The 24061-nt window shown below is 64.1% G+C and carries 25 protein-coding genes and 1 tRNA gene; 16 read left to right on the top strand and 10 right to left on the bottom strand.

Annotated elements, in window-relative coordinates; genetic code table 11:
• Window positions 1-8 precede the first annotated feature (8 nt).
• Together MSTE_RS05735 and purT are read left to right on the top strand one after the other, a co-directional pair.
• Window positions 9-1226, top strand: coding sequence for an acetyl-CoA C-acetyltransferase (locus MSTE_RS05735; protein WP_096499655.1), 1218 nt, complete (start codon window positions 9-11; stop codon window positions 1224-1226).
• A 99-nt stretch (window positions 1227-1325) separates the two neighbouring features.
• Window positions 1326-2525: a formate-dependent phosphoribosylglycinamide formyltransferase gene (gene purT / locus MSTE_RS05730; RefSeq protein ID WP_096499653.1), complete on the top strand. Its 1200-nt coding sequence runs from the start codon at window positions 1326-1328 to the stop codon at window positions 2523-2525.
• Window positions 2526-2575: 50 nt separating this feature from the next.
• Here the strand turns inward: purT and MSTE_RS05725 are convergent, their stop codons facing one another.
• Window positions 2576-3427: a Bax inhibitor-1/YccA family protein gene (locus tag MSTE_RS05725; protein WP_046252798.1), complete on the bottom strand. Its 852-nt coding sequence runs from the start codon at window positions 3425-3427 to the stop codon at window positions 2576-2578.
• A 314-nt stretch (window positions 3428-3741) separates the two neighbouring features.
• Here MSTE_RS05725 and MSTE_RS05720 point away from each other — a divergent pair, with 314 nt between their 5' ends.
• The 6 genes from MSTE_RS05720 to MSTE_RS05695 are packed head-to-tail and all read left to right on the top strand — an operon-like array spanning window position 3742 to window position 9599.
• Complete coding sequence (locus tag MSTE_RS05720) at window positions 3742-5259, top strand: CoA-acylating methylmalonate-semialdehyde dehydrogenase (protein ID WP_096499651.1); 1518 nt, start codon at window positions 3742-3744, stop codon at window positions 5257-5259.
• A gap of 2 nt (window positions 5260-5261) precedes the next feature.
• Complete coding sequence (locus tag MSTE_RS05715) at window positions 5262-6410, top strand: isobutyryl-CoA dehydrogenase (RefSeq protein ID WP_096499649.1); 1149 nt, start codon at window positions 5262-5264, stop codon at window positions 6408-6410.
• Window positions 6407-7438, top strand: a complete 1032-nt coding sequence (locus MSTE_RS05710; RefSeq protein ID WP_096499647.1) for an enoyl-CoA hydratase/isomerase family protein — start codon at window positions 6407-6409, stop codon at window positions 7436-7438. Before MSTE_RS05715 ends, MSTE_RS05710 begins: the two co-directional genes overlap by 4 nt.
• Window positions 7435-8316, top strand: a complete 882-nt coding sequence (mmsB, locus tag MSTE_RS05705; protein WP_096505494.1) for a 3-hydroxyisobutyrate dehydrogenase — start codon at window positions 7435-7437, stop codon at window positions 8314-8316. The genes MSTE_RS05710 and mmsB overlap by 4 nt, the downstream gene beginning before the upstream one ends.
• A complete protein-coding gene (locus MSTE_RS05700) occupies window positions 8313-9086 on the top strand; it encodes an enoyl-CoA hydratase (RefSeq protein ID WP_096499645.1) in 774 nt (257 codons plus the stop codon). Before mmsB ends, MSTE_RS05700 begins: the two co-directional genes overlap by 4 nt.
• Before the next feature lie 15 nt (window positions 9087-9101).
• Window positions 9102-9599 (top strand): MarR family winged helix-turn-helix transcriptional regulator, encoded by a 498-nt coding sequence (locus MSTE_RS05695; protein WP_096499643.1) that lies wholly within the window; start codon window positions 9102-9104, stop codon window positions 9597-9599.
• A gap of 62 nt (window positions 9600-9661) precedes the next feature.
• On the opposite strand, the gene MSTE_RS05690 is transcribed toward MSTE_RS05695, so the two are convergent.
• Window positions 9662-10030, bottom strand: coding sequence for a rhodanese-like domain-containing protein (locus tag MSTE_RS05690; protein WP_096499640.1), 369 nt, complete (start codon window positions 10028-10030; stop codon window positions 9662-9664).
• Window positions 10027-10587 (bottom strand): cysteine dioxygenase, encoded by a 561-nt coding sequence (locus MSTE_RS05685; protein ID WP_057967227.1) that lies wholly within the window; start codon window positions 10585-10587, stop codon window positions 10027-10029. The genes MSTE_RS05690 and MSTE_RS05685 overlap by 4 nt, the downstream gene beginning before the upstream one ends.
• Window positions 10588-10732: 145 nt before the next feature.
• On the opposite strand from MSTE_RS05685, the gene MSTE_RS05680 reads away from it, so the two are divergent.
• The 4 genes from MSTE_RS05680 to MSTE_RS25835 all read left to right on the top strand — a co-directional run bounded on the left by MSTE_RS05680 (window position 10733) and on the right by MSTE_RS25835 (window position 13180).
• On the top strand, window positions 10733-11203 hold the full coding sequence (locus tag MSTE_RS05680; protein WP_096499638.1) for a lipoprotein LpqV: 471 nt from the start codon (window positions 10733-10735) through the stop codon (window positions 11201-11203).
• Between the two features lie 177 nt (window positions 11204-11380).
• Window positions 11381-11968 (top strand): hypothetical protein, encoded by a 588-nt coding sequence (locus tag MSTE_RS05675; RefSeq protein ID WP_162291374.1) that lies wholly within the window; start codon window positions 11381-11383, stop codon window positions 11966-11968.
• Window positions 11961-12437, top strand: a complete 477-nt coding sequence (locus tag MSTE_RS05670; protein ID WP_030094632.1) for a hypothetical protein — start codon at window positions 11961-11963, stop codon at window positions 12435-12437. The genes MSTE_RS05675 and MSTE_RS05670 overlap by 8 nt, the downstream gene beginning before the upstream one ends.
• A 128-nt stretch (window positions 12438-12565) precedes the next feature.
• Window positions 12566-13180 carry an LGFP repeat-containing protein gene (locus tag MSTE_RS25835; protein ID WP_096505490.1) on the top strand — a complete coding sequence of 205 codons (615 nt, stop codon included), beginning with the start codon at window positions 12566-12568 and terminating at the stop codon, window positions 13178-13180.
• 30 nt (window positions 13181-13210) lie between these two features.
• Here MSTE_RS25835 and MSTE_RS05660 read toward each other — a convergent pair whose 3' ends face one another.
• Together MSTE_RS05660 and MSTE_RS05655 are read right to left on the bottom strand one after the other, a co-directional pair.
• A complete protein-coding gene (locus MSTE_RS05660; RefSeq protein WP_096499636.1) occupies window positions 13211-13585 on the bottom strand; it encodes a hypothetical protein in 375 nt (124 codons plus the stop codon).
• Window positions 13586-13629: 44 nt separating this feature from the next.
• A complete protein-coding gene (locus tag MSTE_RS05655; protein ID WP_096499634.1) occupies window positions 13630-14019 on the bottom strand; it encodes a VOC family protein in 390 nt (129 codons plus the stop codon).
• A 48-nt stretch (window positions 14020-14067) separates the two neighbouring features.
• Between MSTE_RS05655 and MSTE_RS05650 the strand changes: the two genes are divergently transcribed.
• Window positions 14068-14730, top strand: a complete 663-nt coding sequence (locus MSTE_RS05650) for a DUF3060 domain-containing protein (protein WP_096505488.1) — start codon at window positions 14068-14070, stop codon at window positions 14728-14730.
• A gap of 2 nt (window positions 14731-14732) precedes the next feature.
• Here the strand turns inward: MSTE_RS05650 and MSTE_RS05645 are convergent, their stop codons facing one another.
• Window positions 14733-16055: an acetyl-CoA hydrolase/transferase family protein gene (locus MSTE_RS05645; RefSeq protein ID WP_096505486.1), complete on the bottom strand. Its 1323-nt coding sequence runs from the start codon at window positions 16053-16055 to the stop codon at window positions 14733-14735.
• A 349-nt stretch (window positions 16056-16404) separates the two neighbouring features.
• On the opposite strand from MSTE_RS05645, the gene MSTE_RS05640 reads away from it, so the two are divergent.
• A tRNA-Arg gene (locus MSTE_RS05640) sits at window positions 16405-16477 on the top strand.
• A 152-nt stretch (window positions 16478-16629) separates the two neighbouring features.
• Here the strand turns inward: MSTE_RS05640 and MSTE_RS05635 are convergent.
• The 4 genes from MSTE_RS05635 to MSTE_RS05620 form a co-directional block, all read right to left on the bottom strand.
• Window positions 16630-16965, bottom strand: coding sequence for an Imm63 family immunity protein (locus MSTE_RS05635; protein WP_096505484.1), 336 nt, complete (start codon window positions 16963-16965; stop codon window positions 16630-16632).
• A 58-nt stretch (window positions 16966-17023) separates the two neighbouring features.
• Window positions 17024-18730 (bottom strand): TNT domain-containing protein, encoded by a 1707-nt coding sequence (locus MSTE_RS05630; RefSeq protein ID WP_231897002.1) that lies wholly within the window; start codon window positions 18728-18730, stop codon window positions 17024-17026.
• Window positions 18731-18759: 29 nt separating this feature from the next.
• A protein-coding gene (locus tag MSTE_RS05625) for an IS3 family transposase (RefSeq protein WP_408645809.1) occupies window positions 18760-19937 on the bottom strand; the annotation gives its coding sequence in 2 pieces (ribosomal slippage) (window positions 18760-19668 and window positions 19671-19937; 1176 coding nt in all).
• Between the two features lie 166 nt (window positions 19938-20103).
• On the bottom strand, window positions 20104-20409 hold the full coding sequence (locus MSTE_RS05620; protein WP_096499632.1) for a hypothetical protein: 306 nt from the start codon (window positions 20407-20409) through the stop codon (window positions 20104-20106).
• A 424-nt stretch (window positions 20410-20833) separates the two neighbouring features.
• Between MSTE_RS05620 and MSTE_RS05615 the strand changes: the two genes are divergently transcribed.
• On the top strand, window positions 20834-21532 hold the full coding sequence (locus tag MSTE_RS05615; protein ID WP_096505480.1) for an ABC transporter ATP-binding protein: 699 nt from the start codon (window positions 20834-20836) through the stop codon (window positions 21530-21532).
• Between the two features lie 128 nt (window positions 21533-21660).
• The gene (locus MSTE_RS05610) at window positions 21661-24060 is read left to right on the top strand and encodes an FtsX-like permease family protein (protein ID WP_231897071.1); all 2400 of its coding nucleotides are present in this window, start codon (window positions 21661-21663) and stop codon (window positions 24058-24060) included.
• Window position 24061 lies beyond the last annotated feature (1 nt).

Here is a 24061-nt window from a genome sequence, read left to right as displayed (position 1 = left end):
GAGTTTTCATGCCCGAAGCCGTGATCGTTTCCGTTGCCCGCTCCCCGATCGGGCGAGCCGGCAAGGGCTCGCTGGTGAGCATGCGGCCGGATGACCTGGCCGCGCAGATGGTGCGCGCCGCCCTCGACAAGGTGCCCGCACTGGATCCCAAGGACATCGACGACCTGATGCTGGGCTGCGGTCAGCCCGGCGGTGAGGCCGGTTTCAACATCGGTCGCGCCGTAGCGGTGCAGTTGGGCTACGACTTCCTGCCCGGTACCACCGTCAACCGCTACTGCTCGTCCTCGCTGCAGACCACCCGCATGGCGCTGCACGCCATCAAGGCCGGTGAGGGCCACGCCTTCATTTCCGCTGGCGTGGAGACGGTTTCGCGTTTCCCGAAGGGCACCTCCGACGGCTGGCCGGACAGCCACAACCCGCTGTACGCCGATGCCGAGGCCCGCACCGCCGCTGCCGCGCAGGGTGCCACCGAATGGCACGACCCGCGTAACGACAGCCTGACCCCCGATGTCTACATCGCGATGGGCCAGACCGCCGAGAACGTGGCGCTGCACACCGGCATCAGCCGCGAGGACCAGGACCACTGGGGCGTGCGCAGCCAGAACCGGGCCGAAAAGGCCATCGCCGACGGCTTTTTCGAGCGTGAGATCACCCCGGTGACTCTGGCCGACGGCACCGTGGTGTCCAAGGACGACGGCCCGCGTGCCGGCACCACCTACGAGGCGATCAGCCAGCTGAAGCCGGTTTTCCGTCCCAACGGCACCATCACCGCCGGTAACGCCTGCCCGCTCAACGACGGCGCGGCCGCGCTGGTCATCCTGAGCGACACGCGCGCCAAGGAGCTGGGCCTGACCCCGCTGGCTCGCGTCGTGTCCACCGGTGTGTCCGGGCTGTCCCCGGAGATCATGGGTCTGGGTCCGATCGAGGCCACCAAGCGCGCACTGGCGAACGCCGGCAAGACGATTGGCGATATCGACCTGTTCGAGATCAACGAGGCGTTCGCGGTGCAGGTGCTCGGCTCGGCTCGCGAGCTCGGTATCGACGAGGACAAGCTCAATGTCTCCGGCGGTGCGATCGCGCTGGGCCACCCCTTCGGCATGACCGGTGCGCGTATCACCGCCACCCTGCTCAACAACCTGACCACCTACGACAAGACCTTCGGCGTCGAGACCATGTGTGTCGGCGGCGGCCAGGGTATGGCGATGGTCATCGAGCGGCTCGCCTAGTTCGTCGTTCTGCTCCACACCGAGACCGAGGTTGTGGCGGGTTCGTCTCAGACGTTCCCGCCACAACCTCGGTCTCGTTGCCACTAAAGTTCAGTCGCGATGACCACTATCGGAACTCCCCTGTCACCGCGTGCGACACGGGTCATGCTGCTCGGCGCCGGTGAGCTCGGCCGTGAGGTGCTGATCGCCCTGCAACGTCTGGGCGTCGAGACCATTGCCGTCGATCGCTACGAGAACGCCCCCGGGCACCAGATCGCTCATCACGCGCGAGTCATCTCGATGACCGACCCCGAGCAGCTGCGCGCCCTGATCGAGACCGAGAAGCCCGACCTGGTGGTCCCCGAGATCGAGGCGATCGCCACCGCCACCTTGGAAGCCCTGGAGGCCGAGGGCACGGTGCGGGTAATCCCCACCGCACGCGCTGCCCGGCTCACCATGGACCGCGAGGGCATCCGGCGCCTGGCGGCCGAGACACTCGGATTACCCACCAGCCCTTACCAATTCTGTGACTCACTGACCGAGCTGCAAGCCGCGATCGACGGCGGTATCGGGTACCCGTGCGTCGTCAAGCCACTGATGAGCAGCTCCGGCAAGGGACAGAGCAAGCTCGACGGACCGGCCGATGTCGAGAAGGCCTGGGACTACGCGATGGCAGGCAGTCGGGTAACCAACAACCGCGTGATCGTCGAGGGATTCGTCGACTTCGATTATGAGATCACGCAGTTGACGGTCAGGGCACTGGGAGACAGCGGAGAGATCGAAACGAGCTTCTGCGAGCCGATCGGGCATCGGCAGGCCAACGGCGACTACGTCGAGAGCTGGCAGCCCCACCCCATGTCGGATGAAGCCTTGCGGAGTGCACAGCACATTGCACGGTCCGTCACCGAAAACCTGGGCGGGCAGGGAATTTTCGGCGTCGAGCTCTTCATCAAGGGCGATCAGGTGTACTTCAGCGAGGTGAGCCCCCGCCCGCATGACACGGGCATGGTCACCATGATCACGCAGTGGCAGAACGAGTTCGAACTGCACGCCCGCGCGATTCTCGGGCTTCCTGTCGACACGACGTTGAAGACCCCGGGTGCCAGCGCGGTGGTCTATGGCGGTGTCGACGCGGAAGGTGTCGTGTTCGACGGGCTCGAGGCCGCCCTGGCCGTGCCGCGTACCGATCTGCGGCTGTTCGGGAAGCCGGAGAGTTTCGTCACCCGCCGCATGGGGGTGGCCCTGGCGTACGACGAGAACGTGGAGACCGCGCGGCGCAATGCCGCCGAGGCCGCAGGCAGGGTCCGCGTTTCTCAGTGACGTGAAAAAGGGCGCCCCGCGAACGGGGCGCCCTTTTTTGTTGTCTACAACTAGTCGTTCTGGAAGTAGCTCAGCAGTCGCAGGATCTCGACGTAGAGCCAGACCAGGGTGACGGCCAGACCCAGGGCGATACCCCAGGCAGCCTTCTCCGGCGCACCGGCGCGCACCAGCTGATCGGCCGCGTCGAAGTCGACCAGGAAGCTGAACGCGGCAATGCCGATGCAGACCAGCGAGAAGATGATCGCGATCGGGCCACCGCTGCGCAGACCCATGTCGATGCCGAAGAACCCGAGCACCAGGTTGCCAAGCGCCAGCACCAGCACACCGACCAGACCGGCCAGCAGCATCCGCTGGAACTTGGGTGTCACCCGGATCGCGCCCGAGCGGTACACGAACAGCATGCCGATGAACACACCGACGGTGCCGAGGACTGCCTGACCGATCAGCGCACCCGCGCTGGCCCCTCCGACACCCACACTGGCCGGGATGACAAACGAAATGGCACCCACGAAAAGGCCCTCGAGCGCCGCGTAGCTCAGCACGATCGCCGGGTTGTCCTGCTTACGCCCGAAGCTGGCGATCATCACCATGATGAAGCCGCCGATGCCGCCGACCGCCAGGAACGGGAGCGCCAGCCCGGTGTTGGAGCTGATCAAGAAGAACGCGGCCGCGGCGACGGCGACGATCACGCCGAGGGTGATACCGGTCTTGGTCACCACATCGTCGATGGTCAGTGGCCGGGATACACCGGCCTGCGCCTCCGGGTACGCGGTGTAGGGGTCCTGCCGCAGCTGCTGGGCCGCCATGGCACCGGCACCTGCAGCGCCCGACCCGAACTGCGCATAGCCGCCACCCTCTTTTCCGGGCAACGACCGAAGAATGGGATTGCTGGTGGTTCGCACCGTCGTGATCCTCTCCTGGAAGTGCGGTGCCGCGATATGCGGCCTCCGCGGATGACGTCAAACAAGTCAACTGGACGTTTAACGAGCAGGCAAGTGCAAGAGTTCCATGCTTACGCCACTGGTTCCCGAACTGTCCGGCCACGTCGTGGGCTCACAGTACCGCCCGCGGCCTGCCGCTGTGGCAAATCCCTGTGAGATCCCTGTGAACAACAGGATTTTTAGCTGGAAGTCCTACTAGACATTAGATGGATGTCCAACTAGATTCAGGAGTGCCGACCTCCCGGATCTCCAACCGCTTCCCAAGGGGCTACACCATGAGTTCGTTACCTGATTCCCTGCCCAAATTGACACATTTCGTGGCCGGTAAGCACGTCCCCGGCACCTCGGGCCGCTATGCCGACGTCTACGACCCGACGTTGGGCAAGCCGGTACGACAGGTTCCGCTGGCAGACGTTTCCGAAGTCGAGGCGGCCATCGCGAACGCCGCCGAAGCTCAGCCCGGCTGGGCCGCCCGCAACCCTCAGCAACGCGCTCGTGTCCTCGCCAAGTTCGTCGACCTGGTCCGCGCGGAGATCGACGACCTGGCCACCATGCTGTCCCAGGAGCACGGCAAGACGCATGCCGACGCCAAGGGCGATATCGAACGCGGGCTTGAGGTCTGCGAGTTCGCCACCGGCATCCCCCACCTCATCAAGGGTGAATACACCAGCGGCGCGGGCACGGGTATCGACGTGTACTCCATCCGCCAGCCCCTGGGCGTGGTCGCGGGCATCACCCCGTTCAACTTCCCCGCCATGATTCCGCTCTGGAAGGCCGGCCCCGCACTGGCGTGTGGAAACGCCTTCGTGCTCAAGCCCTCCGAACGCGACCCATCGGTGCCACTACGTCTTGCCGAGCTGTTCCTCGAAGCAGGGCTGCCACCGGGCGTCTTCAACGTGGTCAACGGCGACAAGACCGCCGTCGACGCACTGCTGCACGATCCGCGCATCGCCGCGGTCGGCTTCGTCGGATCGACCCCGATCGCGCAGTACATCTACGAGACCGCCACCGCGAACGGCAAACGCGCCCAATGCTTTGGCGGCGCCAAGAACCACATGATCATCATGCCGGACGCCGACATCGACCAGGCCATCGATGCGCTCATCGGTGCGGGATACGGCTCGGCCGGTGAGCGCTGTATGGCGATCTCTGTTGCGGTACCCGTCGGCGAATCCACCGCCGAGCGGCTCGTCGACGGCCTGACCAAACGTGCCCGCGAGCTGGTGGTCGGACCATCCCTGGACAGTGGCGTCGACTTCGGCCCGCTGGTGGGCGCCGACGCCCTCAAGAGGGTGCGCGACTACATCGATATCGGCATCGCCGAGGGAGCCGAGCTGGTACTCGACGGCCGCGATCTCCAGGTCGCCGGCCATGAAGACGGATTCTTCATCGGCGCTTCGCTTTTCGACCACGTGACGCCCGATATGCGCATCTACAAAGAAGAGATCTTCGGGCCGGTGGTATCGGTGGTGCGCGCCAAGGATTACGACGAAGCGCTGCGCCTGCCGTCCGAGCATGAGTTCGGAAACGGTGTCGCGATCTTCACCCGCGACGGCGACACCGCACGCGACTTCTGCGCCAGGGTCAACACCGGAATGATCGGCGTGAATGTTCCGATTCCGGTTCCGGTGGCGTACCACACGTTTGGCGGCTGGAAGCGATCCGGATTCGGCGACCTCAACCAGCACGGGCCCGACTCGATCCGGTTCTACACCAAGACCAAGACGGTGACCCAGCGTTGGCCTTCCGGCACCAAAGAAGGCGCCTCCTTCGTCATTCCCACCATGGACTAGCGGTGTTTTCACTCACCGACGAGCAGCGCGAAATCTGGAATACGGCGCGGGAATTCGCCGATATCCACATCGCGCCACACGCCCTGGAATGGGACCGCGACAAGTACTTCCCGGTCGAGGTGTTCCCGAAAGCCGCGGCCCTGGGCATGGGTGGCATCTACATCGATCCCGATGTCGGGGGCTCCGGGCTCACCCGCCTGGATGCCTCGTTGATCTTCGAGGCAATGGCCACCGGGTGCTCCGCCGTCTCGGCGTTCATCTCCATCCACAACATGGCCGCCTGGATGATCGACGAGTTCGGCGATGAGGAGCAGCGGCAACGATGGCTGCCCTCGATGTGCACCATGGAGACGATCGGGGCCTATTGCCTCACCGAGCCCGAATGCGGCAGTGACGCATCGGCCTTGCGGACCAGCGCGGTTCGCCAGGGCGACGAGTACGTGCTCAACGGCGTCAAGCAGTTCATCTCGGGCGCCGGGGCCGCGGATCTGTACGTGGTGATGGCACGCACCGGTGGCCCCGGCCCGCGGGGCATCTCGACCATCGTGGTGCCCAAGGACACACCGGGCCTGTCTTTCGGGCCGCCCGAACGCAAGATGGGCTGGCATGCCCAGCCCACCGCGCAGGTTGTCTTCGAGGACGTCCGGGTTCCGGTGGACAACCGGATCGGCGAGGAAGGCATCGGATTCACCATCGCGATGCGCGGCCTCAACGGTGGCCGGCTCAACATCGCGTCGTGCTCACTCGGCGGTGCCCGATCCGCACTGGAGAAGGCCATCGAGTACCTGCGCACACGGAAGGCATTCGGTGACGAGCTGATCAAGTTCCAGGCACTGCAGTTCAGGCTCGCGGATATGGCCACCGAGCTGGAGGCCGCCCGCACCATGGTGTGGCGTGCCGCCTCTGCGGTGCACGAGGGCGATCCGCGTGCGGCCGAGCTGTGTGCCATGGCCAAACGCATCGCCACTGACGTAGGTTTCACGGTGGCCAACGAGGCGTTACAGCTACACGGCGGCTACGGCTACCTGGCCGAGTACGGCATCGAGAAGATCGTCCGCGACCTACGGGTGCACCAGATTCTGGAAGGAACCAACGAGATCATGCGAGTCATTGTGTCCCGCAAGCTTATCCAGGAAGGGCTCCCGGCGTGACGGATCAGATCCAGACGCGGGTCGAAAAGGGTGTCGGCCTGCTGACGCTCAACCGCCCCAAGGCCATCAACTCACTGACCAACGACATGATCACCGCGATGTCGGTGGCCCTGTCCGAGTGGGAGGCCGACGACGCGATCCGCGCCGTGGTGCTCTCCGGCGCCGGGGAGCGTGGCCTGTGCGCCGGTGGCGACGTGGTTCAGATCCACGACAGCGCCAAGATCGACGGTGTGGTGGCCCGCCGCTTCTTCCGCGAGGAGTACCAACTCAACGCCCAGGTCGGCCGGTTCCCGAAACCGTATGTGGCGCTGATGGATGGCATCGTCATGGGCGGCGGCGTCGGAGTGGCCGGACACGCCAACACCCGCATCGTCACCGACACCTCCAAGGTCGGCATGCCCGAGGTGGGCATCGGATTCATCCCGGATGTGGGCGGAACCTATCTGCTGTCCCGCGCCCCTGGACAGCTGGGACTGCACGCCGGACTCACCGGGGCCCCGTTCTCCGGTGCCGATGCCATCGCGTTGGGGTTCGCCGACCATTACGTGCCCCATGACCGACTCGGGAAGTTCGTCAAGGCCATCATCGACAGCGATATCGCCACCGCACTCACTGTGCACGGCGCCATCGCCCCCTCGAGTGACCTTGTTGCCCAGCGCAGTTGGATCGACGAGTGCTATGCCAAGGACAGCGTCGCCGACATCGTGGCGGCACTGCAGGCCCATGGCGACGAACGTGCCCGCGCGGCCGCCGATCAGATCCTGACCCGCTCCCCCATCGCCTTGTCGGTAACGCTCGCAGCGGTGCGGCGGGCGCGCGAATTGCCCTCGCTGGAAGCAGTTCTCACGCAGGAGTACCGGGTGTCCAGCCAATCGGTGAGCTCCCACGACCTCGTCGAGGGCATCAGGGCGCAGTTGGTCGACAAGGACCGCAACCCGCAGTGGAATCCGAAGACACTCGCCGAGGTCACGGCGGCCGATGTCGAGGCCTTCTTCCAGCCGGTCAGTGATGATCTGGAGTGGTCATGACGAACATTGCCTTTATCGGCTTGGGCCACATGGGGTTACCGATGGCGGTCAACCTCACGAAGGCCGGGCATGCCGTGGCCGCCTTCGACCTGTCCGAGCAGGCACGTGCTGCCGCCACCGAGGCCGGCGTACCGCTGGCGGAATCGGGCGCGGCGGCCGCCACGAACGCCGAGGTGGTGATCACCATGCTGCCCAAGGGCGAGCATGTGCTCGCCGCCTATCAGGAACTGCTGCCCGCAGCGCGCCCGGGCACGCTGTTCATCGACTCTTCCACCGTCGATGTGGCCGACGCCCGCGCCGCACATGACGCGGCGACGGCCGCAGGCCATCGCTTCGCCGACGCTCCGGTTTCCGGCGGCGTACCCGGCGCCACCGCGGCGACGTTGACATTCATGGTGGGTGCCGATGACGCCGTATTCGCCGACGCCGAGCCGATTCTGACCGCCATGGGCAAGCGCGTCGTGCATTGCGGCGGCCCCGGCGTGGGGCAGGCCGCGAAGATCTGCAACAACATGATCCTCGGGATTTCGATGATCGCGATCAGCGAGGCATTTGCGCTGGGCGAGAAGCTCGGTCTGAGTCATCAGGCGCTTTTCGATGTCGCGGCCAACGCCTCGGGGCAGTGCTGGGCACTGACGTCGAACTGTCCGGTCCCCGGGCCGGTGCCCACCAGCCCGGCCAATCGCGACTACACACCCGGCTTCGCGGTCGCGTTGATGGCCAAGGACTTGGGGCTGGCCGCCAATGCGGTGCGCACCAACGGAGTTGATGCGCAGCTTGGCCTTGCGGCCGCCCATATCTACGACGACTTCAATACCTCGGGCGGCTCGGGCCTAGACTTCTCGGCGATCTTCACGCGAATTCAAGGAGCGTCATGACTTTCGAAACCATCCTCACCGAGCGGATCGACCGCGTCGCCGTCATCACCCTGAACCGGCCCAAGGCGCTCAACGCGCTGAACTCGCAGGTGATGAATGAGGTCACCACCGCCGCAGCCGAATTCGACGCCGATCACGGCATCGGGGCGATCATCATCACCGGCAGCGAGAAGGCATTCGCAGCGGGTGCCGATATCAAGGAGATGGCCGACCAGTCGTTCAGCGACATGTTCGGCTCCGACTTCTTCGCCGCCTGGGGAAAGTTGGGCGCCGTGCGCACCCCGACGATCGCCGCGGTCAGCGGATACGCCCTCGGCGGCGGATGTGAGCTGGCCATGATGTGCGACCTGATCATCGCCGCCGAGAACGCCAAGTTCGGACAGCCCGAGATCAAACTCGGCGTACTGCCGGGCATGGGCGGGTCACAGCGGCTCACCCGCGCCATCGGCAAGGCGAAGGCCATGGACATGATCCTCACCGGGCGCAACATGGACGCCGCCGAGGCCGAGCGCAGTGGTCTGGTGTCGCGCGTGGTCGCCACCGAGAGCCTGCTCGACGAGGCCAAGGCCGTCGCGAAGACCATCTCCGAGATGTCTCTGTCGGCCTCGATGATGGCCAAGGAAGCCGTCAACCGGGCCTTCGAGTCCAGCCTCACCGAGGGATTGCTGTTCGAGCGCAGGATCTTCCACTCGGCATTCGGCACCGCTGACCAGTCAGAGGGCATGGCCGCGTTCGTCGAGAAGCGCCCCGCCAACTTCAGTCACCGGTAAAGATTCGTCGGAACCATGACTCTGCCGTTCGATCCCGTCGACGATGCCCATCGCCATTGGGTTGAGAACGGCTGGGGTGAGGTCGCCGACGGGATGGCCGCCGTCACGTCGGTGATGCGTGCCCACCAGATCATGCTGGCGCGGGTCGAAGATGTGTTGCGCCCGCACGGCTTGACCTTCTCGCGCTACGAGCTGCTGATGCTGCTGTCGTTCAGCCGGGCCGGCTCCATGCCGATGGCCAAAGCCAGTGCGCGACTTCAGGTTCACCCGACCTCGGTGACCAATACGGTGGACCGGCTGGAGGAGGCGGGGCTGGTGCGCCGGGTGCCCAACCCCGCCGACGGACGCGGAACGCTGGTGGAGATTACCGATGCCGGACGCGATCTCGGTTCGGCGGCGACCACCGACCTGAACGCCAAGGTGTTCGCACAGATCGGGCTGTCACCCTCACGCACCCGCTCGCTGGTGTCGGTGCTGACGCACCTGCGGCGCGACGCGGGCGACTTCGGTTAAGCCAGACGTCCTGGACCTATCGCACGTGGTGCCCGCGTCTATGCGACAGCTGCCGTGCGTGCCTAGATCAGGATGCCCTTGTCCTTGAGGGCCTTGTATCCCCCGATGACATCGGTGGCCCGGTACAGGCCGATCTCCTGCAGCGAGGCCGCGGCCAGGCTGGAGGTGTAGCCCTCTTGGCACAGGATGACCCATTCGATGTCGTGATTGCCCGCCTCAGGGATGCGGGCGTCACTTTCGGGGTCCAGCCGCCATTCCAGGACGTTGCGTTCGATGACGAAGGCATTGATCACTTCACCCTCTTGCGCACGTTGCGCGGCGGGGCGAATGTCCACCAGGAACGCGCCGCGGCCCAGCGCGGTGGGGACTTCGTCGGCGGGCAGGCGCCGCAGCCGACCACGCGCCGTGGCCAGCAGATCGTGCACCGTCATGCCGCCGGTCCTTCGGGCTCGTCGGTGAGGATGGTGCGGCTGCGTCGCAACGTCTTGGCCTGGGTCACTTCGTAATACGACATAGCGGTCAGCGGCGGCGAGTACGCGTGCACGCTCAGCGTGGGTCCGGTGGCGATGCGCACGGGCGCCTCAGGTGCACGCATCACATCGTGCACCCAGCCCAGCGGGAATCCGGCCTGATCCCCCGCGTCGAGCCGACGGCGCACCAGTTGGCTTCCATCCCAGCGATATTCATGCAGAGAGCCGTTGAGCACGGTCAGTGCGCCGAGCGAACCGCAGTGGTCGTGCAGCTCGGTGGATTTGTCGGGCACCCAGCTGATCAGCCAGACATCGAGCTCGTCGTCGGCGTGAATGCGGGTGGCCCAGCGCTCGTCGACAGGAAGCCCGCCCTCGGGCAGCAGATGGTCGAAGCGGCCGTGCAGCGCGTCGTCGGCGCCCTCATCGGTGATACGGAGCAGATCCGGCAGTCGCAGGCGAGTGGGAGAGGATCCGGCGGAGGCAGGGCGGCGCAGATCCAGGACAGATGCAGTGGTCATGAAGGCTCAAATCGATGGCAGGGGCAGGGATGGTGGCGGCTAGCCGCAACACCACCCCTGAAAACCCCTGTGTCCCATCACAGCTGAAATGGTACCGGCGTTTTCCAGCGGTTTTGCCCCCAGGGCAAAAGCTCTGAGTGAGTAAATGTTGCCGCTGGTAGGCACTTGCTACTTTGGAGTGGTGACCGCCCCAATCCGCATCGCCGCGACCCTGATGGCCCTCTGCGTCCCGTTGATCGGTACGGCGTGCACGTCGAAATCCGACGAAAAGGCGGCCCCTAACCCGGCCGGCGCCTCCACCACCCCGATCGAGGCGCCCGCGGCGCAGCCGCCGGCTTCCGGCTCGGGGATGTCCCCGGCGGGCGTCACAACGTCCGTGGACGCCGCACCCAGTTCCCTGGAAGAGGAGTACTACCAGGCCTGCCGTGCAGCCGCCGACTGGATGACCGGGAAGCAGGATGGCCCCGCCCAGCTCGTGGAGGGCTATCTGCAGTCCATCCAGACCAATGGGAACGTCGGCCCCGGGACTTTTCACAAGGCCTGGCACGAGCTGCCCGCGGACCGGCAAGCTGCGGTAATTGTGGCGACGAATGCCGCCGCCGAGCAGCAGTGCTAAGAACTGCCCGATAGGGCCCCTATCGACACCCCTTGCGATTCAACAATATTCGAAAAAATCCGACGCGATCGCAACACTCAGCAAACATCGAGTAATGCGCGTAACCTCACCTTGGACGAACCTGTACACGGTGTTAGCATGCTCCGGTCAGTGCTCATGGGGTCACGGATGCAATGAATGTGTCCACTCACCGAACGGACGGTAACGACGTTGGCAAATTCAGATCAGCTTCCCCCGAAGCCCACGCTGGTTCATTGGACGATCGTCGGAGCGGCGGTTGTCGCAACCATCGTCGCGGCGGTTGTCGGCTTCACGGCGGGCGACACCGAACTCGTGCGATTCGTACAGGGCATCGTCACACCGCTGCTTGCCCTCGTCTCCGGAATCTTGATTGCCGATCTGTATCACCGCATTCAGCAGAGCAACAAGCTTGACCGCAATGTCGGACAGTCGGCGTACGCCACGATGGTGACCCTGCAGGGCATGATCGACGTGGACAAGCACCTTGCGACCGCGTCGAACGACCTCAACGAGGGCAACAAGCACTCCGCTTCCAGCGCGCTGAACCTGGCGCTGACCATCAGCCGCCTGACTTTGCGCCACGCCTTCCAGGCGCTGCGCGAGTCGGAGAATGTCTCGAGCACGGCAGTGGCCAAGGCCAAGACCGATTTCGCGACGGCCGAGACCGCCGGACAGCCGGAGCGGCAAAAGATCGAGACCGCGTCGCGCGCCAACAACTACACCGTCGGCGTGGGCAATGCCTGAAGAGACGAAACCAGCGGAGCAATCGGCTGGTGAGCTGGAGCCGGAGCCCGTCGACCCCATCATCGGGAAGGTCGCCGATATCGTCGACCGCTACTCGGTGCTGGTCAACAAGGGCGATGAGGCCGGCGTAGAGGTCGGGATGATCTTCTCGGTCATCGGAGCCACCGGCACCGCGGTACGCGACCCGGAAACCGGCGATGACCTGGGCACCTTGCCTATCGAGAAGGCGCGCATCCGGGTCACCGAGGTGTACTCGAAGTTCTGCCAGGCCGAGACCTACCGCATCACCGAACCCGCAGTCGCCGGTCTGATCAGCGACATCCTGCAGGAACAGTGGCCGGGAACTACCGATGAGTTCGGCCGCGAGCAGTTCCAGCTCAATGTCGTGCCCACTCCCACGGTTCCGGACGCGACCGAGGTACACATCGTGGTCGGCGACTACGTCTGCGAGCTGACACCGGTTTCGTAGTTTTCGCGTAATTTCGGTGCATTTTCGTGCGTTCAACGCGCCTTTTTCCACCGAAATCGATCGATGACCAATTGGTGAACATCGAAAAACTCACCTATTGGCCCGGTTTACATTGTTACGTTCGGTTCATGGATACCAATCTGATGAAACGAGCAGCAGGCGCGGTTTCCATCGTCGCCATGTCAGCAGCAGTCGTTGTCGCGTGTTCTCAAGATGACAAAAACGCCGCCAAGGAGTCGCTGTCGAGCGCGACCAGTGCGGCATCGTCGGCCATCAGCGCTGGTGGTAGCGCCGCATCGAGTGCCGCATCGTCGGCAAGCAGTGCGGTGTCGTCCGTCATCGCCGGGGCTCCCTCCACCGTCAACGTGCCGGGTGTCGGCGACGTGACGCTGGAACCGCCGGTCGCCGAGGCGTACACCAAGGCCGGCGGAGAAGCCAAGCTCGGCTTGCCGACCGGACAGCCCGAGAAGGTGGGTGACGGCACGGTGCAGGCCTTCGCCAAGGGCACGATCTTCAGCTCGCCGTCCACCGGTGCGCACCTGGTTCAGGGCGAAATCCTGAAGGTGTACACCGAGCAGGGTGGCGCGGGCGGCACGCTCGGCTTCCCCACCGCCGACGAGACTGAGACGGCCGGCGGGCCCGACGTCGCCAAGGGCGGCTGGATCGGCGAATTCCAGAAGGGCACCATCACCTGGCTGAACCAGGGCGACGGGACCTTCAAGGAGACCGTCACCCCGAAGTAGAGACTGGCTGCCGCGACGGGCGCTGAGCGGTTAGCGCCTGTCGCGGAACCAGTGCGGGTTTTCTGCCGGTGACCATCCCGGCAAGGTGAGATCAGGCCATGGCGGCCGGCGGATCAGGGCTGTCAGTCCCAGCACCGCCGCGACCATTCCGGTGAGTATGCCCAGGGTCGAGGCCCGGTCGGCGTTAAAGGCTGGCTGCCATTGAGCGTTCCCGTCCTTGACGACGAAGACTCCTAATGGTCTCGCACGCGTTTCCACGGGTTCGCCGTCGGCGCCGCTGCCCCGGGTGCGCACCTTGGCAACCGTGATGACCAGGGTGCCGTCGGCTGTCGTGTACGGCTCGCCGTAGACGATGGACTTGCCTCCGTCGGTGACGAGCCCTTCAAATGAGGTTGGCAATCGCATGCCTCATTGTCATCGCTCAGCGCCCCAATGGCGAGAGCTTCTTTTCAGGCTTCCGCGCCCGAGAACAACAGCAGGTTCCCGTCGGGGTCCTTCACGATGAAGGTGACGCTGCCCCACTCCTCGGTCCGCAGGGGCTGATGGAAGGCCACACCCGCCGCCTGGTACTCGTCGTGCAGGGGGCCCAACTTATAGGTCGTGAGCGTGGCGGCAAGCGGATCATGTTCCGTGGCAAGGAAATTGCCGTCATACACCGGGCCGTCGACCTTGCGTAGGTTCAAGCTCGCCCCTCCGCGCCGCACCTGGCCGTAGAAGGGCGGCTCACCGTAGGTGAAGGCCACGTCGAATCCGAGCGTATCCACGTAGAAGCCGATGGCGCGCTCGAAGTCGGTGACGAACAGTTGTGGTTCGGCGGCGACAATCTCGGAGGACCCCATAACCAAAACGCTACCGCCGCGGCGGCCCCTGTGTGGGACTATCTGTGGGTGGAGCCGGACGGTGACCCCGAAGCCCGAATCCGAGAGCTGGAACGCTCCCTGAACGAGACGGCGCGGACCTCGGAACTGGGTGTCACGAAACCGAACCCGTATCCGCCGACGGTGTCGAGCCCGTATCCACCCCCGCCGGTGTACGGGACGCCCTATCCGCCCCGGCTCTCCGTCCGCAGATTTCGCCGGCGATTCATCGTCTTCTTCGCCCTGATCACGGCGGGAGTTGCCGGACTGGTGTTCTACGCCGCCAAAACCACACTGCCCCAGCATGTACGCACGAGTCCGGGCCCAACAAGCACACTGCCCGTGAGATCGACTCTCGTGCCGCCTGCGACGCGTACCCGCGCGACTGCCTCGTCGAGCGCGCCCGCGGGTCCCACATTTGTGCCCGCGGGTTCGACCTTCAGCGTCTCCGGTACGCATAAACAGGTCGCGGTCGACTGCGACGGCTGTCTGATCAACGTCAGCGGAGTGTCCAATACCGTTGAAATCACCGGCAATTGCGACACCCTCACGGTATCCGGTGTCGAGAACACGGTGCACCTGGAAACAGCCCGCAAGATCGGCGTCTCGGGCTTCGACAACAAGGTCACCTATTACTCCGGGGAACCGGAAGTCTCCAAGTCCGGTAACAACAACACCGTCGAGCAGGGCTGAGCTCAGCTGACCGGTGAGCGGCCATTCGACGCACGCTCAGCAGCCGCCAACAGGTCATCCCGGAACTGCGGGTGGGCGATGGATGCCAGCGCCTCTCCGCGCTCACGGACCGTTCTGCCTTCCAGTTCTGCGGCGCCGTACTCGGTGATGATCACATCGACCTGGTGACGCGGCGTGGTGATGACGGCACCCGGGCCGAACCACGGCACGATGCGCGACTGCAGCACCCCATCCTTTTCGAAGGTTGAGGGCAGACAGATCAGCGAGCGGTCCGACAGCTCCAGCCCGGCCCCGGCCACGAAGTCTTCGGCGCCACCGATCCCGCTGAACTGCCCTCCGTTGATGGTGTCGGCGACAACCTGCCCCTGGATGTCGATTGAGAGCGCCCCGTTGATCGAGATCATGTCGTTGTTGGCGCCGATAACCTCTGGCGCGTTGACAATCTCGACCGGCAGGAACGCGACATCGGAGTTGCCGTCCAGCCACTCGTACAGCTGTGGCGATCCGAAGGCGAAGGTCGTCACGCTGACGCCGTCGTACTGTCCCTTGCCGGTGTTGGTGATCTTGCCTGCGCGGTGCAGATGCATGCAGCCGTCGGTGAACATCTCGCTGTGCAGACCGTAGCCGCCGCCATCGCCTTCGGCCAAGAGGGTCGCAATCTGGTTGGGAATGGCGCCGATTCCGGTTTGCAGTGTCGCTCCCGGGCCGATGAAGGCCACCGCGTACTGCGCGATCGCCCGATCGACGTCCGACGGCTCCGCATCGCCCCCGGGCAGCGCCAGCGGTGCATCCGTCGAGCGCAACAAGATGTCGATCTCGTCCATATGCAGCGCGTGGCGATGATCCTCCCCGAATCCGAAGGTGCGCGGATATCCTTCCGAGACTTCGGCAATGAGCAGTCGCTCCGGATCGGCGCCCGCTCGGCGCAGCTCACCGATGGTCCCGCCCGCGTGTAGCGACAGGGAACACCAGCCGTCGGCATCCGGTGGTGCCGCGACGGTCGTCATCACCCGCGGCGACTGGCGCTCAAGTAATGGCCCGAACCGGCGGAAGTCTGCGGCGGCGAATTCGATATCTGCGCCCATGTCCCGCAGCGCGCGTTCGAGTGGGCCGAAAAAGCCCGACAGGTAATGCACACCCTGCCGCGAGAACAGTTCGGTGCCGACCGCCAACAGCGCGCCGTACACCCGCAGGTCCGTCCAGTCCGTGCGCACGCCGAGGGCGCGCAGGAAGGCCGGTGGCTGGCCGGGGCCCAGAGGGATTCCCAGTGTGTCGACGGGTTTCAACAGTGCAGCGGCTTGTTCTGCGGTGAGCTCCTGCGGCATGGCATCCATCTTGCATGAACCGGTGGGCGACGGTTGGACGTTGCCAATGAGCAGGTCCGGCCCTGGTCTCAACCGCGGAAATGGCGGTGGCGCTCCGTCAAAAGTGCGTACAAACGAGCCCGTCGCTTGATGCCTACCGCTTCTTAAGAACATACGGGCCGACTATCGTGCAATCACTCGAAAAGTTCACGGCGTATAACAAGCCGGCTGGAACGTTGCCCAGATGGTGTCGTACAGCCCTATGCCGCCCGCGGACACCGGTAAGCGGCGTTAACTAAATTGAAACGCGCATTCCCAACGCCAGACAACAGTATCGTGTTGGTTCCTACGTGGCCCAGCGCTGCGTGGCGGGGCCATAGCTCAGTGGTAGAGCGCTCGATTGCGAATCGAGAGGCGGGGGTTCAAGTCCCCTTAGCTCGCCAGTGGTACCTAAGTTGCAAAGGCGCCCAGTCGTCGTCTTTTCGAGCGCAACGGGACCTCCGCAATTCTGAAACCACTCGTACCGAGTACATAACGATCCCTGCGAAGGCCTACCGCCCCCTTCTAACAGGAAGCCTCGGCTGAGGCCCCACCCTTACAGAGGTTCGCCGATATCTGGAAGTAGCGAAATATCCTGCGGCTTACCGTATCTCCGAAACATGGCAGCTGTTTCTCGGACATTCCGTTTAGCCCAGTCAACACTGAAGTCACTCAGCCATTGATACTCGAACTTGAACCGCTCTTTGCGGTCGCTCACGCGCTTTGAAGCTTGACTTGAAATGACGTCTTCGCAGTACCAATAGAGAAGGTCGTCAAGGCTTCCCGATTGGTCGAAGCCAAGTTGTCCCCGCTCATAGAATACGAAGTGGTACGAACCATCTTCTGCGACAAAGATGTTGAGCCCGTCATTGGTGCGCTGCCCGACGAGCATCGGACGCACCCCCAGCTTTTCTGATAGTCGATTGATCTCGGCCTGAAGTTGGTTTGACTTATCGTCCAAGGGGAGGTCCATCCTCTTCGATTATTCCCATCTTCAGTAGATCCCTGACCTTCGGCGTGACGCCTTCGGGACCGACAATCATGTACTGCGGGACGCCGGGCGAGGGAGTCTGCCCAAACCATGGTTGCACTGGCCCCTCGACGATGTCCCAACCAGGAGGCAGGGGCTCTCCTGTAAGCATGTACCGCGTGTATGAACCGCCCACTGTTTCAGGCGCTATTGCTCGGCCAGAAGCAGGAGTACCGTCCGGCGCAAGATAGCGGCCCCACTCTGAGCCGAACCTGTCGATGATCGTGCCTGCCGGAAGATTGGCCGACTTTGGGACGTAGCCGGGCGGAAAACCATTGTTCTCCGTCGGGTAGTGCCGCGCTTCTGGTGTCCCGAAATGGCTTTCAAAGTCCTTCCAAGGCATACCACCAGTCGGATTCCATCCCCGCAGCACAGATGCTGGCGCTCCACCCTCGGTGAGGATTTCGGCAGGAAGCCCCGCCCTGACAGCTGCTCCTTCGCCACCCAGAATGAGGCCCGGAACCATCTGGGTGGCAATGGCGGATTTGTGGCCGAGGAAGGCTTCCGGGTTATCTACAGCGCCTTTGAGTTCGTTGATTCCGTCGATGACGTTGTTGATCGGGTTTAACTGGTGCAGTAGTCCTTCGCCAGTGTTCTTCCAGGCGTCCTTGAAATCGTCAAGTCCGTTGGCACCCAACATGTCTTGGATGCCTTTGATGCCCTCGTCCCAGCTAGCGCGGTAGGCGTCTTTGAAGGTTTCCCTAACTCGCTCTTGTGGACCAGGTTCTGGCACCGCGACCATGGGGCGGTCTTGTTGAGCGCCCTTGATCGCCTCTTGAAGCCGCTGCTCTGCCTCGGCAGGTGGGTAGATCTTCTGCAGATATCCACGCATCTGGTCGATGGCAGCTTTGCCTTGTGGACTGTTGGGGTCGAGCTTCGGTGCTGCCGGGCGCAGCTGCTGTTCCAATGGACTCTTCGGGTCCGTGATGCCCAGCGCACCCAAGTTCCCTGTGAGGCTGCCCGCCCGCGGATCGGGCTGGAGCGGCTTGTCGCCGGGTACGGGTGGGCCAAGCTTGGGTGCGTTCGGGTCCACTGCGGTGGCGGCTGCGGCTTCAGTGCTGACCGGTGCGCTGGACCGCGGATACCATTCCTTGTAGAAGTTCGCATCTTTCGCACTGGGAACATCGGCAGGTTTTGTCTGGGCGGCGGCATTGTTGACGTTGAACGTCGCGGCTGCAAGATTCAACTCACCCGCGACCTTCGCTTCGCCGGTCTCGATCTGGCTTTTGACAGTTTGTGTTGCTGCCCACCATTTATCAGCGCTGTCTTTAAGTTCCTTGGCCATGGTTGCCACAGCCTGACGGCTCTTCTCAATCGCCTCATCACTCATACCACTGGGTGGGGTATAGGTGATGGACAGATCATCGTTGACCGTCACACCTTGTTGCTGCTCGGCGTGATTGATGATCGCCTTAGCGGCGGTCAACGGCGGCAACACACTGTAGGTGACCGTGGACGTGACTTCGTCAGCGAGCCCATCGATCGTGTCGCGAATGGAGCCAATAGTTTTCAGGCCATCGCCGGCGTTCTGCTGGGCCGCCTCGGCGAACTGCCCCTCCCAGTAGGTGCCACCTGGCTTGTCCACATAGCCTTTGAACGTTTCAGTCCGTGACTCTAATTTCTGCACGGGTCTGCTGCACGGATAGGTGACAGTCTTTAGGCGGCCTGATTGGCCGGTGTGGTCATGATGGTCTCGTATTCGATGGGGGTCAACTTGCCGAGGGCGGGTTGGCGTCGGCGGCGGTGGTAGGTGCGTTCGATCCAGGTCACGATCGCTGTCCGTAGTTCGTCGCGGGTGTTCCATCGGCGCCGATTCAGGACGTTCTTTTGCAGCAGGGAAAAGAAGGACTCCATCGCGGCGTTATCACCGGCGGCGCCAATCCGGCCCATGGAGCCAATCATGTTGTGCCGGTTGAGGGTATGCACGAATTTTCGGGACCGAAATTGGCTGCCCCGGTCGCTGTGGACGATGCACCCACTCACATCGCCACGGCGGGCCACCGCATTGTTGAGCGCGGTCACCGCTAGGGCAGCTTTCATGCGGTTACTGATGGAATAGCCGACGATGCGGTTGGAGAACACGTCCTTGATCGCGCACAGATAGAGCTTGCCTTCGCTGGTCCGGTGTTCGGTGATATCGGTCAACCACAACATGTTTGGGGTGGTTGCGGTGAAATTGCGGCATACCAGATCGTTGTGAACAGGTGGGCCTGGTTTCTTGCCGACACGGCTGCGTTTCTTGCCGAATGCCGACCACCAGCGGTTCTCGCGGCAGCGTTTCCACACCGTCCGGTCAGACACAGCGATTCCCGCGGCCCGGACTTCATCAGCGAGGAATCGGTAGCCGAACTCGGGGTCATCACGGTGGGCGTCATAGACCGCGTTCGTCACTGACGCTTGCACCCACTCAGTTCCAGTGACCGGGCCAGCACACCAGCGATAAAATGGCTGACGAGCGATTTTGAGGACCCGGCACGTCACCGTGACGGGAACACCGTCGGCGGCCAGCTCACGAACGAGCGGGTACATCATTTTGGGGACTGACCCAGCTTGAGGTTGGCCTGCGACAAATAGGCCGCCGCCCGCCGCAACACCTCATTTTCCTGCTCCAGCAACCGGACTCGCTTCTTGAGTTCGCGGTTCTCGGCGGACTCAGTGGCGGTCACACCAGGGCGAACCCCCTCATCGACATCGGATTGGCGTATCCATTTCGACAGCGTCATCGGGTGAATACCGAAATCAGCAGCGACCTGCTCCAACGTCACACCAGCATCGCGATCACGGGCAATTCGCACCACATCGGCACGGAACTCTGCAGGAAACGGCTTCGGCACAGCGACATCCTTCCAGGCCCACCCCACAGGGCAAGCCATCTCAGTTGTCACCTATCCGTGCACCAGACCCCACGGACTGTTTCCAGCCCTGTATCGGAGCAAGGTAGGCATTCTGGTCGGTGTTCAGAATCAGCTGTTTAGTGGGAGACATAGCAGATGTCCTAGGTCAGCCCTTGCGGCCCAAGGTTGGGACGCTTTTCATCAGCGCCACTCCGTGCTCCTCATTCGCGATCAAGCCTTGCCGACCGGCTTCGCATACTTCACCGAACACGTTCATCCATCCGGCGACAATCTTCTGGGCGTTCGGCAACGTCCTACCCGTCAACGATGCAATCGCCGCCAACGCCGGATCGCTACCGCCGGACGCCGCCCCTGCGGAGGCTGTCTCGCCTTGGATCGCTTGAGCTAGCTCTTGAACCTGCGGACGCAGCTTTCCCAACGCGTCCAAATCGGCCTTAATCCGATCTACCACCCCAATGCCCCCTGCGGTTTGATACAGCAATACGAACTGCTGCTAGCCAAACTATACGCGGTAGCCAAATTCCGGTATCCACGATTTCACAGGGTGCGAGCAACGCTACTGGCGGCCGCTCTCGCCGCCGGTCACCGTTTCCGCATACCGATAAGACCGTCTAGTCGTGGGCCTCGTGACATATGTCCGCCTATGGACTCTGCCCCCTATTCGGACTCACGCGGCACGTGGCGGATTTCGTGCCCGCTGGCTCGACCAATGGGGTTGCCGGGCTCACTTAGGAACCTCGCGTAAGCCCATATGTGGCAAGAGCGCCGGGAGTAGGCTCCGCATATCCCGACCGCGCCTCCGCGCGCCGGGTAACTCGGTCTCGCGGGAGGCCACCTTGAGACAACTGGACAACGTCGATACGCCCCAGCGCGAACTGGCCATCGAACTGCGCAATGTAGTGCGCGAGTACAGGGTTGGTGGGCAGACGGTGCGCGCCCTCAACGAGATCAGCCTGCACCTTGCCGGCGGCCAGTTCGTCTCGATCGTTGGGCCGTCGGGGGCGGGGAAAAGCACATTGCTACATCTGCTCGGGGCGTTGGACTCCCCCGACTCGGGATCGATCACCTTCGACGGCGAGGAGATCGGCAGGCTCCGCGACGAGCAACAATCGGAGTTCCGTCACCATCGGGTCGGGTTCGTCTTTCAGTTCTTCAACCTGCTCCCCACGCTCTCGGCGTGGGAGAACGTGGCGGTGCCGAAGCTGCTCGACGGCATCCGCCTCGGCAAGGTCAAAGCGGACGCGGTTCGACTGCTGGACAGGGTCGGCCTCGGTAAACGGACCGAACACCGACCGGCTGAACTGTCCGGCGGCGAGATGCAACGCGTCGCGGTGGCACGGGCAATGATGATGGACCCACCGCTGATCCTCGCCGACGAACCCACCGGGAACCTGGATTCCCACACGGGTACCGCCATCCTGGCTCTGCTCGCCGAGGTCGCCCATGAAGAGGGCTCCGGCCGCCTGGTGGTGATGGTGACCCACAACGCCGACGCCGCCGCGGCAACCGATCGGGTCATCACACTGCAGGACGGTCGGCTTGGTTCCGACGAGATGTCGGTGGCGCCAGGGTGAGTGGCGGCGGACGCGAAGAGCAGCACGGCCCCGGAGCCACCATCGCCGCCGCAGCGAGCAGGCTACGTGTGTTCAGTCTGCGCGAGCTGACCGTACATCGTCGACGCACCATCGCCTCGATCGCCGTAATGGCCGTTTCCGCAATGTATCTCGTGGCGATATTCGGAATCTTCGGGTCGATCACCGGATCGGTCAATCGGCTGGCGGACGGAGTCGCCGGCGTCGCCGCACTCGAGGTATCAGGTATCACCGATGCGGGCTTCCCCGAAGCGGTGCTGGCCGACGTCGCCAAGGTTCCCGGAGTGGCGACCGCGGCACCGATGATCAGGATGTCCGCACCCACAGATGCCGAGCCGGTTCTGCTGTTCGGCGCCGACGACCGCAGCGCCGCGCTGGAAGGCGCCTTGAAAGATGCTGTCGGAGTGAAGGTTGACGCACCATCGCGGACAGCCGCCGGTGTGCAGATCGGACCGTCCGTGGGCCATACGAAAGGCGATACATTCCGGCTCGGCTCGGGTTCGGTCACCGTCGCCGAGGTGCTCCAGGGCAAGCAACTCGCGGATCTCAACGGCGGGCACTATGTGCTCGCCGCGCTGCCGTTGGCGCAGGAGGTCACCGGACGGCAAGGTCAGCTCGATTCGATTCTGGTCACGACAACGCCGGGTGCGGATCTGGCCGCGGTCCGGGACGGGGTCACCGCCGCCGTGAACGGCCGGGCGATCGTCGCTGATCCGAGCCTGCGGGCGGTGCGGGCCGGCGACGGAGTCAAGCTCATGAACTACATGGCTCTGATGGGCGCGGCGGTCGCGCTGGTGGTCGGCGCGTTCCTGATCTACACGACGATGACCATGGCGATCGCCCAACGCCGCCCGGTCATCTCGATGCTGCGCGCCATCGGTGGCCGCCGCGTCACGATCATTCGCGACATGCTCGCCGAAGCCGCGATCCTCGGGCTGATCGGCGGAGCCATCGGGTCTGCCCTCGGAATACTGCTGGGCCGAAAGGCGATTGGCCGTTTGCCGCCGACGGTAACCCAAGGACTCGAAGCCCGCATCGAATACTGGCTGCCCGATTATGCGATCCCGGCGGCCGTCGCCGCGACGGTACTGACCAGCGTGACCGCGTCGGCGATGGCCGCACGGCAGGTGTACAAGGTGTCACCGATCGAGGCGCTGGCGCCCGTCGGAGTTTCCGTGGCCGACAACGTGCCGCGCTGGCTGCGTATCGCCAGCGGGGTCGTAGCGGCGGCGGTGTTAGCGGCATCGATGCTGACCGTGTTCTACCAAGCGGGGTCGCTTGCCTTCGTCGCGATCGCAGCACTGTTCGTCGCCGAGATCGCGCTGGGCTTCGCGCTGGCCGGACCCATCGTCAGTGCGACAGCCACAGTGGCCCGAGTGTTCGGTTCGCCCGGGGCGCTGGCGGCGCCGACGGTCCAGCGTGCGCCGCGGCGGGTGTGGGCCACGGTCATGACCGTGCTCATCGCTGTGGTCACCACCGTGGTGATCACCGGGACGAACAACGACATGATCCGATCCGCGCGCGCCATCTTCGCGCCGGTCGCCGATGTCGATGTCTGGGTGAGCGCGAACTCACCCGACCGCTACCCCACTGACGTTCTGCCGCAAGGTCTTACCGAGAAGGTGGCGGCGGTGCGGGGTGTCGCGAACGTCGTCGAAGGTGCCTCCGGATTTGCCGTCATCGGCGGCACCCGCGTGATGCTCGACGGGTTCTCCCCCGGCACCCACGATCCGCTTTTCCGTGCGCTCGACGGACGGGTACGTCAGGACGTACTCGCGGGCCGGGGCGTGGTGCTCTCACAGAACCTGGGCAAGACTCTCGGCGTCCGGGTGGGCGACGAGCTGGAGTTGCAAACGCCCCACGGTCCGCAGCGCACGCCCGTGCTGGCCCTGGTGCCCTATTTCTCGACGGTCATCGGCACCGTCGGAATGAGCCTGGATCGCATGCGGGCATGGTTTGACCGCCCGGGCACGACGACACTGCAAGTTACCGCCGTCGAGGGCGCCGATCGCGGACAACTGCTGGCCGGCGTGCGCGGTGCGGTGCCCGCACCGAACTATGTGTACGACGGCCGCACCGCCTTGGCCGGTCTGGAAGCCCCGCTGCACCAAAGCATGCTGATCGCCAACGCCGTGTGGATCATCGTGGTGTTCGTCGCCGCGGTCGCGCTACTCAACACGTTGACACTCTCTGTACTCGAACGACGCCGGGAAATCGGTGTGCTGCGGGCGATGGGATCGAGCCGCCGATACACCTTGGGCATGGTTCTTGCCGAGGCCGCGGCCATCGGGCTCGTGGGCGGTGTCGCGGGGCTGCTAATTGGTGTGGTTGATCAGTGGCTGTTCAGCCTCGTCAGCGGCACCATCATGAACTTCGACGTCACTTTCCGGCCGAGCCCGATGGCGGTGGCCTTCACCGTGGGCGCGTTGGCGATCAGCCTGCTGGGCTCGGTCCCACCCGCACGCCGCGCGGCGCGGCTCAACATCATCGAGGCCATCAGCGTCGAATAGC

It is taken from the genome of [Mycobacterium] stephanolepidis (assembly GCF_002356335.1).
Lineage (GTDB): Bacteria > Actinomycetota > Actinomycetes > Mycobacteriales > Mycobacteriaceae > Mycobacterium > Mycobacterium stephanolepidis.
Note: the sequence above shows the minus strand (reverse complement) of the source record. Positions and strands in the feature narration are given on the sequence as shown.